The sequence below is a fragment of the Bacillus sp. 17RED48 genome (genome assembly GCF_019837545.1).
Lineage (GTDB): Bacteria > Bacillota > Bacilli > Bacillales > Bacillaceae_G > Bacillus_A > Bacillus_A wiedmannii.
On record NZ_JADAXG010000007.1, the window covers coordinates 17,765 to 34,080 of the forward strand.

The window sequence follows — 16,316 nt, forward strand, 5'->3', positions numbered from 1 at the left end:
TAACAATATTAAGGGGGAAAAAATGATGACGAAGGTTTATGCATCGATGGCAGGAAATGTATGGAAGATTGTTGTAGGAGTAGGAGATACAGTAGAGGAAGAGCAGGATGTCGTCATTTTGGAATCTATGAAAATGGAAATTCCAATCATTTCAGAAGAAGCTGGCACAGTTATGAAAATTAATGTGCAAGAAGGCGATTTTGTAAATGAAGGAGATGTATTACTAGAGATTGAATAGGGAGATATAGGGGGAAGCGAATTGAAACTACCTAATTTTGCTGTCATTAAAGAAGTCGGGCCACGTGATGGCTTACAAAATGAAAAAAAGATTGTTGGCACAAAAGATAAAGTAAAATGGATTCAACTACTTACAGAGGCGGGATTATCGTATGTTGAAGTTTCCTCATTCGTTCACCCTAAATGGGTCCCTGCATTAGCAGATGCAAATGATGTGTTTTCTGAGCTGAAAAGGGATCCCAATGTTACTTATGCAGCGCTTGTTCCAAATCAAAATGGTTTGGAACGAGCTTTTTTGCAAAATGTAGATGAGGTGAATGTTTTTTTATCAGCAAGTGAATCTCATAATAAAAGTAATATTAATAAATCAATTAAAGAAGCATTAGTTGTAATTGAAGATATAACAAAACAGGCATTATTCGAAGGGAAAAAGGTAAGAGGCTATGTTTCTACTGTATTTGGCTGTCCTTATGAAGGAGATATAAGTGCCACAGCAGTTGACGAATTATGTAATCAACTATTTTCATACGGCATTTATGAAGTATCTCTTGGTGACACGATTGGTGTAGCGAATCCGTTACAAGTAGAGCAAGTTTTAGAACATTTATTGAAGAAATATGATGCTTCGCAGTTTGCAATGCACTTCCATAATACGTATGGAATGGCTCTGGCCAATGTAGTTAAGTCATTAGAATATGGTATTACAACATTTGATAGTTCTTGTGGTGGTCTTGGGGGCTGTCCATATGCACCAGGAGCATCAGGCAATGTTGCAACCGATGACTTAGTTCATATGCTCCATAAGTTAGGAGTCCAGACGAATATTGATGAAGAAAAGTTATTGAGAGCAAGTCAATTTATTCAAAGTAAATTAAATATTCAATTACCGAGTCATGTGTATAGAGCGCTTCAACATAAAACGATAAGTAGGTGAGAAGATGCTACAACTACAAAACATTTCAGTTAATTATGTAACACCTCACGTTGTAAAGATTTCGTTATATCGTGAGAGACAAGCAAACTCATTATCTTTAGCGTTATTAGAAGAGTTACAAAACATATTAACTCAAATAAGTGAAGAGTCCAATACTCGTGTAGTTATTTTAACAGGTGCTGGTGAAAAAGCGTTTTGTGCTGGTGCTGATTTAAAGGAACGTGCTGGTATGAATGAGGAACAAGTTCGCCATGCTGTTAGTATGATTCGCACTACTATGGAGATGGTTGAACAATTACCACAGCCAGTTATTGCTGCTATAAACGGAATCGCCCTTGGTGGCGGTACGGAATTAAGTTTAGCTTGTGATTTTAGAATTGCGGCTGAATCTGCAAGTCTTGGACTTACTGAAACTACACTTGCAATTATACCAGGAGCAGGTGGTACGCAGCGTTTACCAAGATTAATTGGTGTTGGTAGGGCGAAAGAATTAATTTATACAGGCAGACGTATTTCAGCGCAAGAAGCAAAAGAATATGGTTTAGTAGAATTTGTTGTACCAGCTCATTTACTTGAAGAGAAAGCGATTGAAATAGCAGAGAAAATTGCTAGTAATGGTCCTATTGCTGTTCGATTAGCAAAAGAAGCAATTTCAAACGGTATTCAAGTTGATTTACATACCGGATTACAAATGGAAAAACAAGCGTATGAAGGTGTAATCCATACGAAAGATAGATTAGAAGGATTACAAGCATTCAAGGAAAAACGCACACCAATGTATAAGGGGGAGTAAATATGTTAGACCAAAAACAACAATCGAATACATTTGAAGAAAGAGTTGAAACGATTAAACAAGGCGGCGCACCAAAGTATCACGAACAAAACAAAGAAAAAGGAAAACTATTCGTTCGAGATCGCTTAGCTCTTTTATTTGATAATGGTGAATATGTAGAAGATGCATTATTTGCAAATTGTGAACAAACAGGATTACCTGCTGATGGTGTTATAACGGCAACGGGTAAAATACATGGTCGTACTGCATGCGTAATGGCAAATGATTCAACCGTAAAGGCTGGATCATGGGGTGCACGTACAGTTGAAAAGATTTTACGTATTCAAGAAACGGCAGAAAAATTACGTGTTCCGTTATTTTATTTAGTTGACTCTGCTGGAGCGCGTATTACAGATCAAGTAGAAATGTTCCCAGGGCGCCGCGGTGCAGGAAGAATCTTCTACAATCAAGTGAAATTATCAGGTAAAGTTCCTCAAGTATGCTTATTATTTGGACCTTCGGCAGCTGGTGGCGCATATATTCCAGCTTTTTGTGACATTGTTATGATGGTAGAAGGAAATGCATCTATGTACTTAGGTTCTCCTCGTATGGCGGAGATGGTTATCGGCGAGAAGGTAACTTTAGAGGAGATGGGCGGAGCTCGTATGCATTGCTCTGTATCAGGATGCGGAGATGTTTTGTGTAAAACAGAAGAAGATGCGATTACACAAGCAAGACAATACATTTCATATTTTCCAAACAACTACTTAGAGAAGACTCCATTGGTTACACCTCAAGAACCGAAACAATTCGAAAAAACGTTAGAACAAATCATTCCAGAAAATCAAAATGCTCCTTTCAATATGAAAGATCTCATTAATAGAGTTATTGATGAAGGTTCTTTCTATGAAGTGAAAAAATTATTTGCTCAAGAACTAATTACAGGCTTGGCACGTATTGATGGTAAGCCAGTTGGTATTATTGCAAATCAACCGCGTATGAAAGGCGGCGTATTATTCCACGATTCAGCGGATAAAGCAGCGAAGTTTATTAATTTATGTGATGCATATCATATTCCGTTGTTATTCCTTGCAGATGTACCTGGATTTATGATTGGTACAAAAGTAGAGCGTGCTGGTATTATTCGTCATGGTGCAAAGATGATTTCTGCAATGAGTGAAGCAACTGTACCGAAAATTTCTATCGTTGTTCGTAAAGCATACGGTGCTGGTTTATATGCAATGGCAGGTCCAGCCTTTGAACCAGATTGCTGCCTAGCATTACCGACAGCTTCTATTGCAGTAATGGGTCCAGAAGCGGCAGTCAATGCTGTATATGCAAATAAGATTGCAGCTTTACCAGAAGAAGAGCGTAATAGCTTCATTGCTGAAAAACGCGAAGAGTATAAGAAAGATATTGATATTTACCATTTGGCATCAGAGATGGTCATTGATGGTATTGTTCATCCAAACAATTTAAGAGAAGAGTTAAAAGGACGATTCGAAATGTATATGAGTAAATATCAAGTATTTACAGATCGTAAACATCCTGTTTATCCAGTTTAAAAGCCCTATTTAGGGCTTTCTTGCTCAAAAAGTCAAGGAGGGGAAAACATTGAAACAAGCAGTTTGGTTTCCAACAGAAGAGTATAAAGAAAAAACGCGTTTATATGGTTGGATGAAATCATTGGGCTATGAAGATTATGAAACGTTTTATAATAAATCTATTGAAGAAACAGATTGGTTTTGGGGAGAAGCTGAGAAAGCGGTTGGTTACCAATGGATGAAGCCTTATACAGAAGTGCTAGATTTAGAAAATGGTACACCGTTTGCACAGTGGTATAATGGCGGAACATGTAACGTTGTAGAATCAGTTTTATCACGCTGGCTTGCAGATGATGAAACAAGAACGCAACCAGCACTACAGTACGAGGGAGAAAATGGAACTTCAAAATCATTTACATATGAAGATCTTGACAACTGGGTAAGTCGCGTTGCAAACGGTTTGAAACATGCGGGTATTGAAAAAGGTGACCGTGTAACAATTTATATGCCGATGATTCCAGAAACAGTTGTTGCAATGTTAGCTGTTATGAAAATCGGAGCAATTATTTCACCAATATTCTCAGGATTTGCGTCTGATGCAGTCATGACTCGTGTACAAGCGGCAGGATCAAAAATGATCATTACTGCAGATGGTTTTTCACGCCGAGGTAAAGTTGTTTCATTAAAAGACGAAGTAGATAAAGCTTGCGAACATTGTCCAACTGTTGAAAAAATTGTTATTGTTCGTCATGCAGGAAATGATTTTACACCACATAATTATGATTTCCCATGGAGTGCACTAGAAAAAGAAAAACCATTTACACATGCTGAAGAGATGAATAGTGATGATCCGTTAATGCTCATTTATACATCAGGTACAACTGGGAAACCGAAAGGAACAGTACATACACATGCTGGTTTCCCTTTGAAATCTGCATGTGATGCAGGATTTGGAATGAACATCAAACAAGGTGACCGCGTATTATGGGTAACTGATATGGGCTGGATGATGGGACCGTTTTTACTATTCGGCTCTCTCATTAATGGAGCAACGATGGTTATGTACGAAGGTGTTCCAGATTTCCCAGAAGCAGATCGTTTATGGGAGACCGTTGATAAATATGAAATTACACATCTCGGTATATCACCAACATTAATTCGTGCGTTAATGGCAAAGGGTGATGAGTATGTAAATAAACATTCGCTCAAGAGTTTAGAAGTATTCGCATCAACAGGTGAACCTTGGAATCCAGATCCTTGGATGTGGCTATTTGAAACAGTTGGAAAAAATAATGTACCAATTTGTAACTATTCAGGCGGAACTGAAATTTCTGGTGGGATTTTCGGAAACGTCCTTATTAAACCGATTGCACCGATTAGTTTTAACGCATCTTTACCAGGAATGGCAGCGGTTGTGCTCAATGATCAAGGCAATCCAATTCGTGATGAAGTTGGAGAATTATGTTTAGAGAAACCTTGGGTTGGTATGACGAAAAGTTTCTGGGAAGACGATGAGCGTTATGTGAACACGTATTGGTCACGTTTTGAAAATAAATGGGTTCATGGTGACTGGGTGATTTATGATGGTGAGCAATATATTATTACAGGACGCTCAGATGATACGTTAAACATTGCTGGAAAACGTATTGGACCTGCAGAATATGAATCTATTCTTGTTAAGCATAATGATGTCATAGAAGCTGCCGCGATTGGTGTACCTGATGATGTAAAAGGTGAAGTTTGTCATTGTTTTGTAGTATTAAGGGACAATGTAACATTCACAGGAGAGTTAAAGAAAGAATTAATGAGTTTAGTAAACTCTCATATCGGAAAAGCATTGTGTCCAAAAGATATTCACGTTGTAGAAGATTTACCAAAAACACGTAATTCTAAAGTAATGCGACGCGTCATTAAAGCTGCTTACTTAGGAAAAGAATTAGGGGATTTATCATCACTTGTAAATCCTGAAGTAGTTCCATTTATTCAGGGGTTACAGTCTAGTAAACTATAAAATTACGAATGAGCTCTATGTAAATAGAGCTCATTTTTAATGTTTACAAAAAGATAAGAGAGAAAAAGTAAATTTGAAGTTAAAAAATCTACTATTAGTGTTAAGTATGTCTGTTTGTTTTTAGTTTTTATCAAAATAGGATACTGTTGCATATCTATCCAATGGAGTAATTGAATTTTGTTAAGAATGAAAATTTAGTGAAGAAAAAAGTAATGAATAAAAGGAGAAATCCCTGGGGGACAGGGATTCAATAAAGGAGATATCATTGTCGTTCAATGTCAAAATTTGGCGCATTCGACAAATTAATATTATCACGAATTTTCAGGAGATTGTGATAGTGGATGTGTCAAAAATGTGTACGGGTTCCATATAAAAGTGTTAATTAAATAGGAAAAGGGAAAAGAATTAAGTTCACTCGTTCTTAAGATTTTTCCCTTTTAAATTTACTGCTTGTTCGTTGTTCTATATACATCTGAGATTGGTAAATCGTCGCCATGTAAAGCTTGAGTACTGTCCTTTTTGTTTGAATCATGTGCCTCCTGAGATGTTTCTTGCATTTGCTCTTGGGCTTTACTAGGGGTATTCAGCGCATCCGATGACACATAATCAAGTTGTTGACTTAATAGATTTTTTTTATCCATGTTATGTAGCTCCTTTTTGAATTTAGATATAAAAACGAAGTGTTTTTAAATAGTTACGTGGGTATTATGTATCTTTGAATGGAATTATATACATAAACTATATTGAGAATTTAACTAATTATAAAAATCACTTGTGATGACAAGTTTAAGAAATATAAAGATCATTAGTTCTTAATAAAAGCTTTATTTTAGTAGGGTGTTTCGAAATTTCATTTGAAAGGAACATCCCAATGATAAGATGAGCACTGTAAATCAGTGCTCATCTTATCAGAAATTGCTTAGTACTTAAAGATAAAACCATTACGGACAATTCACAATGGTAATAGTGACGCTAGCCATTGTTCCAGGAGAATCAAGAAGTGAAGCAGTAACGGTTACTGTTCCAGGCCCATTAGCGGCTAGAAATACAGCGGTAAAGTTACCTGAAGCATTTGTAATGACAGCAAGAGGAACCATGAAAGCAAGAGAAGGATTACTAAATGAAAAACTGACCACTACTCCTGGAGTAGGACTACCGTTTACTAATACTTGACCCGAAAAAAATAAAGTATTATTTCCTTGAGTGGATACACATGTCGTGGTTTCGTTAGAAGTCAAAGTAATAGATGCAGGCCCAGCAGGAAGATTAAATCCAGTTGGTCCAGTTGGTCCAGTTGGTCCAGTTGATCCAGTTGATCCAGTTGATCCAGTTGGTCCGGTTGGTCCGGTTGAACCCGTAGCTCCTGTAGAACCGGTGGGACCAGTAGGGAATTGAAAGGGTTGAACAGGTGGAAGTGTAGGTCCAATAGAACCCGGATTAAGTGCAGCAAAAGATAAAAACTCGTCCATTATTTATCACCTCTAAAAATCGTATTACTAATAGTAAATGTAATGATAGAGCAAAGTGAAATGGACAAGCGGTTGTATTTTAATAAATTAAACAAAATTTTTATTTGATAGAAAGAGAGATTAGTACGATTCCTTTAGAAATTAAATATAAAAAGGCGAGTATTTTCAAATCGCCTTTTGGGTAATGCAGTGTAATTTTATTCAGTTATTTGAAAAATAGTTTCATTCGGTTTGGAAAATCCATACAGTTTCCTTGCGAATTTTAAAATTTCTTCTTCACTATCTGTTAAAGTTTTAACATCATTTTTAAGGGAATGACCATCCTTCTTTAAAGAAGATAATTTTTGTTGCTCCGTATTAAGCGTGATTTGTTTTTCTTTAATCATTTCTTGTTGGTTATTAAGAGAATATTGAAGGACAAAAATTATAGGTAATATTAAAACCAAAATAGTTATAATACGGCGTCTTGTTTTTTTATTACTACCTTGTTGGGTGTTAGGGTTCACTTGCTGTGAGGGTATATTAGGATTTGATTGTTGGGATGATACTTTTGGGATGTTTCCCATTAAAAGGCCTCCATTACTGATTGTAGAATTTAAACTATTTAAAAGTATTATAAATGTTCAATAAGGATTTTAGAAGATATTTTAATATAGGTGAGTTTTGTAAAGTTTAAACAAAATTTTTATTTAAATAAAAGAACTCCCGATTGTCCGCGGGCTCCTAAGGGAAATCGTCAAATAATGAAGTACTCGACTAATTAATGATATCATGAATTTTTTGGTAAAAACACTGGTAAATTCATCCGAATTAATGAGAGCATCATTTGAAACAAAAACGCTATTTTAATAGGGAGGGGAATAATGATGATGCCATGGGACAAGCGAGTATACATTGTATCAAGGTGATCATTTTATTACAGAGGGGACAATTTTTGAGGTTAGTGAAAAGGCGAATAAATCATTATATTGGCTTCGGTGCATGTTAGTTCCAAGCTATGAAAAAGTGTGCGGTAATAGTACAAAGCGACTTTGGTTGATTCGGATAGATGATGACGAAGAATGATGTGAAAATTTCATTTCGTAGAGAAATAAGGTGATTAAGGATGGGCATAGAATATGCCATACTTGTATTAAAAAAGAGCAGAATTTAGCCTATATATAAAGATGTTGGAATTGTTCTAAAGGGGGGAATATCTGAAATATAAATAATTGAGGGGAGTGAACTAATAATGGAAACTAGTACTTTTTTAGGATTGTTTTGGGGATGGGTAACGGTTATTGTATCGGGAATACTTTTCGTACGACCATCGGTACTACGTGAATTGAAAAAATTAGTGGTTGAAGACAGAGGATTTGGTATTATGTATGGTTTTCTATCGATTTTCCTAGGGTTAGGTAGTGTAATCCTACATAATGTATGGGTATTCAACTGGCAGGGGTTCCTAACGTTTATTGCATGGCTTGCATTATTAAAGGGAATCTACATAATTGTATATCCTGAACCTTCCAAGAAAACAGACTTTGAAGTAAGGGTACTATCTACACGTATAGCGCTCGCTATCATTGGCGTCTTGGCTTTATGGATGCTTATAGTAATCTATATAAAATAATCTTTTTCTAATAAGGAAGTTAATAAAATATGAGAAAATTCCATTATAATACTAATTTTAGAATGTTGCATTGCGAAATGGTCAGAAATTCTTGCTTACAAATCGTCCATTCCCTAATTTACATGCTCAAAAATTTATAGGAGCATTAGAATTTGCGAGTATTCGGGATTTTGGTGTATGTGGTCTTTTAGTTAGACAAAATGGTGCGTACATTTTTAAAACTCATAGACGGCTGGTTGAATCTTGGCGAAGAGCAATAGATTAAATACGATTCTTTTATGTGAAGTTCGATAAAAAAGTACAGTAGATTCATCTATTGGAGGAAAACGTGGTGTTTCTAAAAGAAATAATTTATGTTTCTATGATTCACCAACTTGGCAGGATAAAGACGTTGCTGGTTCTGTTAATGTATGATTAGAGTTTGTTATTGATGCAAAAGTAAGTGTTAAAGGAACACTACAATACAAGGTGCACAATAGCAAAGGAAAAACATACTGCTGTAAATAAGCTTATTTGTATGTGAAGTAATTAAAGAGTCGATTTATAAGAGTCAGCTTATTTTTCAATACTCCACTCAACTAGTAATTATAGATGCCAGTTTAAATCTCTACGTGTTAATATATAAAAAGCTGACTATATTTAGTCAGCTTTTTATATATTCTAGTATTTATCGGTCCCAAAAGACATATTCTTTCCTTTAATTTGACATTTAATATATTACCAATGTTTTCTTTTACAATGACAACAAATAAAGAAACATTTACAGCGACACTTATTTCGTTTAGAACGCCAATCATCATCACAATGGTGTTGTTCTTTAGATTTCCACCAATCATCATTGCAATGCTTTTCTTTAGAACGCCAATCATCATCACAATGGTGCTGTTCTTTAGATTTCCACCAGTCATCACAACAATGCTTTTTCTTAGAACTCCAGCAATCATTTTTCCAGGACATTTTTTATACCTCCCTTCAATTAGGGTTCATATTATTCTATGTTTTAGTAAAAAAATGGCTTGTTTATTAACCTATTATTTTACCTTTATATGATAGAGTGCTTTCTACTAAATATAGAATTCATACAAACTATGCTTAATTTTCAAAAGGTAGTGGAGAGAACTGCTGGTTATGATATTAATCAACAAACACTTGTTGAAGAAAACGTTCTGATTTTAAATAATATCTTATTTTGGAGTACGCTTTTTTTAATGTATATTTCACAACAGCAAAGGCAAAACATACTATATTACTGCAAACAAAGCCTATGTATATGTGAAGTAATAGGAAAAGCTGGTCCCTCTTAAAGGAGCCGGCTTATTAAAAAAAACAGGTTCGTTTGAGAAAGAGGTTGTCTAAATTTTAAATTCAGCAGAATTAAATCCAAGTCCAATCATTAAACAGGCCTTTAATTGTTAGAGGTCCGTTTTGTTATTAATAAAGAAAAGAATGTTATTGTCGTTGAAAGCACGTTTATACTAATAATGCTACATATTTGGAGTATTTGAATTGAGTATTCATACAGTAGTATATTCGTCTTTAATATATATATATAAAAGTTTAGTACAAGTGTTTGTTTTTTTGTTTCTATGCTTTTGTCTCGTACACTTTTAAGCTATTGGACATACTTTACTAATAGAAATGATTAGGGGGTGAGGATTTGGGTTCTCGATTTAATAATTGTAGAAAAAAATGTACGTGTAAACATGATGATTGTTGGGATGTTTTTGAAGAGTGTAAAAAAGAACAGCATGAGAAATGTGACAGCTCTTGTGTACAAGGAATTAGAGACGAACTTAAAAAATTAATTAATAAAACAGTGCGAATTAACACTGAAGGACGTACTTATATAGGTACTGTTTCTTCTGTAACTTGCGATGTTGTTAAGCTGGCTGCTATTCCTGGTTCAGTTGCAGCAATTATATCTCTTTGTAAAATTGAAGCGATTTTACCACCTGCTACAACTGTTGTTGATGAGTTTGATTTTAACGGTGTTGACGTAGCAAATAAAGAGTAATTATGCTTTATTGATGCTAAGCCATTCTTATGAATGGCTTTTTATTTTGTTTAAAAGGGAATATATTTTTCATATAGAAATAAATTTGAAGGTGTATAAAAGGTTGTGTGAAAGGAGAATGAGAGTGATCAAGCTGAAACAATTTACAAGAACTGATTTCAAACAATTAATAAATTGGATTGATTGCGAAGAATTTTTAATACAGTGGTCAGGAAATGTATTTACATACCCTTTACATGAACAACAATTAGAAAAATATATTGAATGCAAAAATACGCTTGCATTTAAAGTAATAGATGAAGAGACTATAAAAGTAATTGGTCATATTTCACTTGGGCAAATTGACAATATAAATAAATCTGCAAGAATTGGAAAAGTGTTAGTTGGTGATACGAAAATGCGAGGGCGTTCTATAGGGAAACATATGATAAAAGCAGTATTACAAATTGCATTTAAAGAATTAAAACTACATAGAGTAACTCTTGGTGTTTATGATTTTAATACGTCGGCCATCTCATGTTATGAAAAAATAGGATTTGTAAAAGAAGGTTTATTAAGAGAATCCAAAAAAGTAGGAGAAACATATTGGAATTTATGGGAAATGAGTATGTTAGAATATGAATGGAGTGATAAAAAATAATAGTTTTTTATAATTATGTTATGTCAATTAAAAGGGGTATGGTGGGAAGTTATGAATAAAAATACTAAAGTAATTTCAGTTGCAGCTGTTTCAGGAGGAGGTAAAACTACTGTTACAGAAAGTTTAACTCACAAGTTAATGAATTCAAAAGCACTATATTTTGATAGCTATGACTTTGATAATTGTCCTGCTGATATTTGTAAATGGATTGATGATGGAGCAAATTATGATGAATGGGTACTTACACCATTAATTAAGGATATTCAGCATCTGTTACAAAATAGTTATCTAGATTATATTATTGTAGATTATCCTTTTGCATACCTAAATAGTGAAATGCGACAATTCATTGATGTAACCATATTTATCGACACACCTTTAGATATTGCGATGGCTAGAAGAATTTTGCGAGATTTTAAGGAAGATACAATGAGTGAAATACAAAATAATTTAAAACACTATATAACATATGCTAGAAAAGCATATTTAGAGGCACTTCATACCGTAAAGCCAAATTCAGATATTGTTTTGGATGGATCTTTATCTGTCGATGAAATAATTAATCAAATTTTAGAGTCACTTAATCGGAGAGAAGTAATCGTCAATGGTTAAATGTATAGAGGAATATGTACAAGTTGATGATTTTAAAATGTATTCAAAAGTATTCCAAGGAAAGCAGTTGCAACCTGTTATTATAATGGAGGCAGGCTATGGCGATTATTCAAAGACATGGGATCATATCGCTAAAGAGTTGACGGAATATGGGACGGTACTTACATATGATCGAGCGGGCGTAGGAAAAAGTGGGAAGAGTTCCAAGAGACGTATTAGTTCTGAAATGGTAAAAGATTTAAGGTGTTGCTTGGCGCAATTACAATTGAAACCACCTTATATTTTTGTAGGACATTCTTTTGGCGGTATAAATGCACGTTTATTTGCGACTTTTTATCCCGAAGATATGTTGGGAATCGTTTTGGTTGATTCGACACCGGAAAATTATAAAGAAGATTTTCTGCCAATCATGTCTCCAGAATTTCAAGAAGCTTACTATAAACAGTTTGTATATGAAAGTTCTTATGAAGAGTTTACATTTAGTTTAAGTGAAGTAGATAGACATTGTAAATCAATGAATGATATTCCACTTGTCGTGTTAGCTGCTGGTAAAAAAACTTTTTATTCGCAAGCTGCACAACTGAAGTGGTTACAGTTGCAAGAAGAATTATTACGATTATCATACAATCATAAATTTGTAATTGCAGAACAAAGCGGTCACTATATTCAAAAAGATGAACCATATTATGTAATAGATGCGGTTAAGTGGATTGTTGAGGTAGGGGAGAGATAAATATGTACACGTTATTTCAATACAATTGGCAAGTAAGAGATGATTGGTTTAAGTGGTGTGAACAACTTTCAGAGAAAGAATTACTCCGCAAGCGTGTAGGTGGTGTTGGGAGTGTTTTAGAAACATTATTCCATATTGTCGATGTTGAGTACAGCTGGATTAGTGCGCTTCAAGGAAAAGAAGATAATGAACCGCAGTTTAAAGATTATCAATCCATCCAAAAAGTGAAAGCGTTATCTAATTTATATATACGAGAATTAGAAGATTTTTTACAGTTGTGGTCATTTAGCCTAGAATGTAAGATATTAAAAGCTTCGTGGACAGATAAAACATATACATACGGTGAAGTTTTAAGACATGTAATTGTACATGAAATTCACCATATCGGTCAGCTATCTATATGGGCGAGAGAATTAAATCTTCAGCCTGTTTCAGCGAATTTAATTGGAAGAGGACTATAGATTTAGAAACCGGCTTGCACTGTGAATGCAAGCCGGTTTTTATATATAAGAAGATTTCTTAGTTGAAATCCTCGGATTTTTTCTGACGTATATGTAAAAACATTAAAATTGTAATAATGAAGAAAATCAATAATGTTTGTATAATCAAATTTTTAAACTGAAGTAAAACTGTCCACGATGTAACAGTATCTTTAAAAGCTTGGAGTGCAGAGTACGAGGAAGGATCAAAACCATACTGTAGTAATTTTTTTGTTTCAATAAAAGTACTGTTTTCATCGTCGGCGTCTAATATTACTGAAATAAGTCTAGTATCTCCTCGTTTTGCTGTACTGACAAAACTATAATTACCATTAGTTGAAAAACTAGTTTGTAAGCCATCAACACCTTGGAGTTTAATGTTTTTATTAAGGGAATAAATCATTTTATTTGTGTTGAAAACTTTTGAGTCTTTGAAGGTAAATTGGTAAGAGGTTAGTTTCGTAATGTTCAATACATTAGGAAAGTCTTTTACTAATTGTGTTGCTAGTTTAGCTACGTCTATAGCTGTTGTAGTTGATTGTTTATTTGTATCGTTATTCATTCCAGTAGCATTTAGAAACGGGGATGGTTGTGATAACTTTAGTTGTTTTGCTTTCTCATTCATTACAAGTGTAAAGTTATCTTCGTTTCCAGCAATCTGTTCTGCAAGGGCAAGTGCGGAACGATTATTCCCTGTCAAAAACAATGCATGAAGTAAATCACGAACTGTCGTTTTATCTTTCGAAGTTACTTGTATAGGGCTCGTTTCTGCTCGGAAAACTTCGTTATTTATTTTTACTAATTCATCTAACTGTATTTTCCCTTCATTCAGCTGCTCCATTGCGATATACTCTGTCATTAATTTAGATAAAGTAGCTGATTGTATAGGAATTTCTTCATTTTTTTTATAAACAACTTCACCTGAATTAGCATCTATTAAAATAGCTGATTTAGCTTGAATAATTGGACCATTTACATAAAGGTAAAAATATAAAACGATAAGTGCTGTAATAACAAAAGATAATAATAAAATTGTGAATTTTTTCAAGAATTGCATAAGCGATCCTCCTACTATGACATCAATAATAGTATTGTAAAAAAGAATGCTTAATTAGGAAGAAAGAAAAGGTAAAGAATTTCTAAAGAATTATAAAGGATTATTTAATTTTGGATATTGATGGAAAATAAAAGGTTCAATTTCTTATATGATAAGAAATTGAACCTAAAATTAAATTGTATTAACATTTATATGGTTGTAGTTTTATAGTGAAAGTTGTTCTTTTCTCATCACTATATACTTCAATTGTTCCTTTATGCAATTCGACAATACTTTTTGCAATTGCCAATCCGAGTCCAGATCCACCAGTGTTTGTCGAGCGCGATTTCTCCACGCGATAAAAACGTTCAAAAATATGAGGTAAATCGGTACTCGGAATAGGCTGGCCGTAATTTGTAATATCAATTGCAATCATATTATTACTTTCGTAAGCAGTAATATCAATATACTCACCATCGCTACCATAAGCGATAGCATTAATAATTAGATTTTCAAATACGCGAACTAATTTATCACCATCAGCTAATACCATGAGTTTTTGAGATGGAAAAGAAGGTCGACATTCTATATTAGCTTCTTGAACCTGTATGCGGAATTGAACAGTTAATTGTCCAAGTAGCTCTACAATATCAATAGGAGCAGAAAATAAACTTAACTCTTTATTTTGAACACGTGTATATTCAAACAAATCATTCATTAATGCATTAAGACGGGTTACTTTATCGTAAATGACTTGTATGTAATAGCGTAATTCCACTTCATCTCTATAATTATCATGGTGGATTAAATTCACGTATCCAACTATAGAGGTAAGAGGAGTACGTAAATCATGCGATACATTTGTAATAAGTTCACTTTTAGCTTGTTCCGCCTGTCTTTCTTCATCAATTGAGACTTTCAATTGTTCAACAATTTGATTAACACCGGTCGCTAACTCTTCCAGATAATTATGATGTACGATAGAAATTTTATGATTGAAGTTTCCATCTGCAATATAACGAATCTCTTCTATCATTTTTTTAATACAAGTTTCATAGTAAAGCTTTCTTTCATGACGATAAAAAATGTATAGGTAGGATGAAAAAATAGAAAATAAAAACAAATAAGATACAATCATCATCCAGAGAGATTCTTTTATTCCTTTATATTTTTCATATCCAAAAATTCTAATGAATTCTTTGCCGAGTTCGCTTAATGTAAGTGAACTTTCAATTACACTTGTAACAAGACGATATATTATTAATTCAGTAATAGGAGTAAGTGTGATGGCTAACATAAACCAAAAAATCAACTTCCATTTTGGGATATCTTTTAATATATCAAATGCTTCATTTCTCAATTTTATAGCCTACTCCCCAAACAGTATGAATAAACTTCTCTCCATTCATTCCTGTTTCAAGTTTATCCCGTAAATTACTAATGTGGACCATTACAGTTTTATTTGAGCCATAACCATCTTCATTCCAAACGCGTTCAAAAATTTCTTCGGAACTAAATACTCTTCCGGTATTACTCGCAAGTAAATATAAAATATCAAATTCAATAGATGTAAGTTTAATATATTCTCCATTTACTTTAACAGTATGATTATGTTTGTGTATTTCAGCAGAACGAATACGAATAATACCATCTTCATTTTTGGAGGAAGTGGCATTTTGGAAAGATGATCTTCGTAACAAAGCTTTCACTCTAGCTACTAATTCTAATGGATTGAATGGCTTAATCATATAATCATCTGCACCTGTCATAAGACCTAATATTTTATCCATATCTTCGGCTTTTGCACTCAGCATAAGAATAGGTACAGTATTATTCTCACGAACTTCCTGGCAAACTTCTAATCCGTTTCGTTTTGGCATCATTATATCCAAAACCATAAGGTCAACTTCATATGTAGAAATCATTTGCAATGCCTCATCGCCATCGTATGCTTTATAAATGTTATAGCCTTCATTTCGCAAATAAACAGCAAGTAACTCAACAATTTCTTTATCATCATCAATAATTAATATGTTTTTCTTCATTATGTAGTTCCTTTCCTAACAAATCATTAACATTACTATAATATCAAACATTTATGTATTTTGTAGCCATGATTCCACATAAAATTTCATGTAACGTATAAAAAAGGGATTAAAACATTCATAACGAATACAAATAAAAAGGATATTTAAATACAACGTTATATTGAATGTTTGGAAG

General features: G+C 33.8%; 20 protein-coding genes and 3 pseudogenes. 16 read left to right on the top strand and 7 right to left on the bottom strand.

The window, feature by feature from the left end; all coding sequences use genetic code 11:
• The first annotated feature begins 22 nt into the window (after positions 1–22).
• The 5 genes from ILT06_RS23165 to ILT06_RS23185 are packed head-to-tail and all read left to right on the top strand — an operon-like array spanning position 23 to position 5,498.
• The gene (locus tag ILT06_RS23165) at positions 23–238 is read left to right on the top strand and encodes an acetyl-CoA carboxylase biotin carboxyl carrier protein subunit (RefSeq protein WP_001987345.1); all 216 of its coding nucleotides are present in this window, start codon (positions 23–25) and stop codon (positions 236–238) included.
• A 21-nt stretch (positions 239–259) separates the two neighbouring features.
• On the top strand, positions 260–1,171 hold the full coding sequence (mvaB, locus tag ILT06_RS23170; RefSeq protein WP_000775428.1) for a hydroxymethylglutaryl-CoA lyase: 912 nt from the start codon (positions 260–262) through the stop codon (positions 1,169–1,171).
• Between the two features lie 4 nt (positions 1,172–1,175).
• Entirely contained in the window at positions 1,176–1,964 is a 789-nt protein-coding gene (locus ILT06_RS23175) for an enoyl-CoA hydratase (RefSeq protein ID WP_048546966.1), read from the top strand.
• 2 nt (positions 1,965–1,966) lie between these two features.
• Positions 1,967–3,508, top strand: coding sequence for an acyl-CoA carboxylase subunit beta (locus tag ILT06_RS23180; RefSeq protein ID WP_064475286.1), 1,542 nt, complete (start codon positions 1,967–1,969; stop codon positions 3,506–3,508).
• A gap of 49 nt (positions 3,509–3,557) precedes the next feature.
• On the top strand, positions 3,558–5,498 hold the full coding sequence (locus ILT06_RS23185; RefSeq protein WP_222655577.1) for an AMP-binding protein: 1,941 nt from the start codon (positions 3,558–3,560) through the stop codon (positions 5,496–5,498).
• A 443-nt stretch (positions 5,499–5,941) separates the two neighbouring features.
• Here the strand turns inward: ILT06_RS23185 and ILT06_RS23190 are convergent, their stop codons facing one another.
• The gene (locus tag ILT06_RS23190) at positions 5,942–6,139 is read right to left on the bottom strand and encodes a hypothetical protein (protein WP_000358738.1); all 198 of its coding nucleotides are present in this window, start codon (positions 6,137–6,139) and stop codon (positions 5,942–5,944) included.
• Positions 6,140–6,455: 316 nt separating this feature from the next.
• Between ILT06_RS23190 and ILT06_RS32670 the strand changes: the two genes are divergently transcribed.
• Entirely contained in the window at positions 6,456–6,671 is a 216-nt protein-coding gene (locus tag ILT06_RS32670) for a hypothetical protein (RefSeq protein WP_000237380.1), read from the top strand.
• Between the two features lie 239 nt (positions 6,672–6,910).
• On the opposite strand, the pseudogene ILT06_RS33160 reads toward ILT06_RS32670, so the two are convergent.
• Positions 6,911–6,967: pseudogene (locus tag ILT06_RS33160) on the bottom strand (exosporium leader peptide-containing protein); the annotation flags it as partial.
• Between the two features lie 197 nt (positions 6,968–7,164).
• Positions 7,165–7,533, bottom strand: coding sequence for an FtsB family cell division protein (locus tag ILT06_RS23200; RefSeq protein WP_064475289.1), 369 nt, complete (start codon positions 7,531–7,533; stop codon positions 7,165–7,167).
• Between the two features lie 328 nt (positions 7,534–7,861).
• Between ILT06_RS23200 and ILT06_RS23205 the strand changes: the two genes are divergently transcribed.
• The 4 genes and pseudogenes from ILT06_RS23205 to ILT06_RS32685 form a co-directional block, all read left to right on the top strand.
• On the top strand, positions 7,862–8,032 hold the full coding sequence (locus ILT06_RS23205; RefSeq protein WP_000284253.1) for a hypothetical protein: 171 nt from the start codon (positions 7,862–7,864) through the stop codon (positions 8,030–8,032).
• A gap of 166 nt (positions 8,033–8,198) precedes the next feature.
• Positions 8,199–8,579, top strand: coding sequence for a hypothetical protein (locus ILT06_RS23210; protein WP_064475290.1), 381 nt, complete (start codon positions 8,199–8,201; stop codon positions 8,577–8,579).
• A 57-nt stretch (positions 8,580–8,636) separates the two neighbouring features.
• A pseudogene (locus ILT06_RS32680) lies at positions 8,637–8,805 on the top strand (terminase large subunit); the annotation flags it as partial.
• Position 8,806: 1 nt separating this feature from the next.
• A pseudogene (locus tag ILT06_RS32685) lies at positions 8,807–9,086 on the top strand (N-acetylmuramoyl-L-alanine amidase); the annotation flags it as partial.
• A 107-nt stretch (positions 9,087–9,193) separates the two neighbouring features.
• On the opposite strand, the gene ILT06_RS23215 reads toward ILT06_RS32685, so the two are convergent.
• Positions 9,194–9,523 (bottom strand): hypothetical protein, encoded by a 330-nt coding sequence (locus ILT06_RS23215; protein ID WP_064475291.1) that lies wholly within the window; start codon positions 9,521–9,523, stop codon positions 9,194–9,196.
• Positions 9,524–9,667: 144 nt separating this feature from the next.
• On the opposite strand from ILT06_RS23215, the gene ILT06_RS23220 reads away from it, so the two are divergent.
• From ILT06_RS23220 to ILT06_RS23245, 6 genes are all read left to right on the top strand, one after another.
• Positions 9,668–9,883: a hypothetical protein gene (locus ILT06_RS23220; protein ID WP_142315109.1), complete on the top strand. Its 216-nt coding sequence runs from the start codon at positions 9,668–9,670 to the stop codon at positions 9,881–9,883.
• Positions 9,884–10,236: 353 nt separating this feature from the next.
• Positions 10,237–10,593, top strand: a complete 357-nt coding sequence (locus tag ILT06_RS23225) for a hypothetical protein (RefSeq protein WP_064475292.1) — start codon at positions 10,237–10,239, stop codon at positions 10,591–10,593.
• Between the two features lie 118 nt (positions 10,594–10,711).
• Positions 10,712–11,233 (top strand): GNAT family N-acetyltransferase, encoded by a 522-nt coding sequence (locus ILT06_RS23230; RefSeq protein WP_081257245.1) that lies wholly within the window; start codon positions 10,712–10,714, stop codon positions 11,231–11,233.
• A gap of 51 nt (positions 11,234–11,284) precedes the next feature.
• A complete protein-coding gene (locus ILT06_RS23235; RefSeq protein ID WP_064475965.1) occupies positions 11,285–11,845 on the top strand; it encodes a nucleoside/nucleotide kinase family protein in 561 nt (186 codons plus the stop codon).
• Positions 11,838–12,578 carry an alpha/beta fold hydrolase gene (locus ILT06_RS23240; RefSeq protein WP_064475294.1) on the top strand — a complete coding sequence of 247 codons (741 nt, stop codon included), beginning with the start codon at positions 11,838–11,840 and terminating at the stop codon, positions 12,576–12,578. Before ILT06_RS23235 ends, ILT06_RS23240 begins: the two co-directional genes overlap by 8 nt.
• Before the next feature lie 2 nt (positions 12,579–12,580).
• Positions 12,581–13,039 carry a DinB family protein gene (locus ILT06_RS23245; RefSeq protein ID WP_064475295.1) on the top strand — a complete coding sequence of 153 codons (459 nt, stop codon included), beginning with the start codon at positions 12,581–12,583 and terminating at the stop codon, positions 13,037–13,039.
• A 58-nt stretch (positions 13,040–13,097) separates the two neighbouring features.
• Here the strand turns inward: ILT06_RS23245 and ILT06_RS23250 are convergent, their stop codons facing one another.
• The 3 genes from ILT06_RS23250 to ILT06_RS23260 all read right to left on the bottom strand — a co-directional run bounded on the left by ILT06_RS23250 (position 13,098) and on the right by ILT06_RS23260 (position 16,138).
• Complete coding sequence (locus tag ILT06_RS23250; RefSeq protein ID WP_064475296.1) at positions 13,098–14,114, bottom strand: D-alanyl-D-alanine carboxypeptidase family protein; 1,017 nt, start codon at positions 14,112–14,114, stop codon at positions 13,098–13,100.
• Between the two features lie 181 nt (positions 14,115–14,295).
• On the bottom strand, positions 14,296–15,453 hold the full coding sequence (locus tag ILT06_RS23255; RefSeq protein WP_064475297.1) for a sensor histidine kinase: 1,158 nt from the start codon (positions 15,451–15,453) through the stop codon (positions 14,296–14,298).
• A complete protein-coding gene (locus ILT06_RS23260; protein WP_064475298.1) occupies positions 15,443–16,138 on the bottom strand; it encodes a response regulator transcription factor in 696 nt (231 codons plus the stop codon). Before ILT06_RS23260 ends, ILT06_RS23255 begins: the two co-directional genes overlap by 11 nt.
• Between the last annotated feature and the right edge of the window lie 178 nt (positions 16,139–16,316).

Bases quoted from the DNA above. Each gene is read 5' to 3' on its own strand.
- ILT06_RS23200 (WP_064475289.1), bottom strand. From the start codon at position 7,533: ATGGGAAACATCCCAAAAGTATCATCCCAACAATCAAATCCTAATATA.
- ILT06_RS23175 (WP_048546966.1), top strand. From the start codon at position 1,176: ATGCTACAACTACAAAACATTTCAGTTAATTATGTAACACCTCACGTT.
- ILT06_RS23210 (WP_064475290.1), top strand. From the start codon at position 8,199: ATGGAAACTAGTACTTTTTTAGGATTGTTTTGGGGATGGGTAACGGTT.
- ILT06_RS23230 (WP_081257245.1), top strand. From the start codon at position 10,712: ATGAGAGTGATCAAGCTGAAACAATTTACAAGAACTGATTTCAAACAA.
- ILT06_RS23215 (WP_064475291.1), bottom strand. From the start codon at position 9,523: ATGATTGCTGGAGTTCTAAGAAAAAGCATTGTTGTGATGACTGGTGGA.
- ILT06_RS23260 (WP_064475298.1), bottom strand. From the start codon at position 16,138: ATGAAGAAAAACATATTAATTATTGATGATGATAAAGAAATTGTTGAG.
- ILT06_RS23220 (WP_142315109.1), top strand. From the start codon at position 9,668: ATGCTTAATTTTCAAAAGGTAGTGGAGAGAACTGCTGGTTATGATATT.
- ILT06_RS23240 (WP_064475294.1), top strand. From the start codon at position 11,838: ATGGTTAAATGTATAGAGGAATATGTACAAGTTGATGATTTTAAAATG.
- ILT06_RS23235 (WP_064475965.1), top strand. From the start codon at position 11,285: ATGAATAAAAATACTAAAGTAATTTCAGTTGCAGCTGTTTCAGGAGGA.
- ILT06_RS23165 (WP_001987345.1), top strand. From the start codon at position 23: ATGATGACGAAGGTTTATGCATCGATGGCAGGAAATGTATGGAAGATT.
- ILT06_RS32670 (WP_000237380.1), top strand. From the start codon at position 6,456: ATGGTAATAGTGACGCTAGCCATTGTTCCAGGAGAATCAAGAAGTGAA.
- ILT06_RS23245 (WP_064475295.1), top strand. From the start codon at position 12,581: ATGTACACGTTATTTCAATACAATTGGCAAGTAAGAGATGATTGGTTT.
- ILT06_RS23250 (WP_064475296.1), bottom strand. From the start codon at position 14,114: ATGCAATTCTTGAAAAAATTCACAATTTTATTATTATCTTTTGTTATT.
- ILT06_RS23180 (WP_064475286.1), top strand. From the start codon at position 1,967: ATGTTAGACCAAAAACAACAATCGAATACATTTGAAGAAAGAGTTGAA.
- ILT06_RS23190 (WP_000358738.1), bottom strand. From the start codon at position 6,139: ATGGATAAAAAAAATCTATTAAGTCAACAACTTGATTATGTGTCATCG.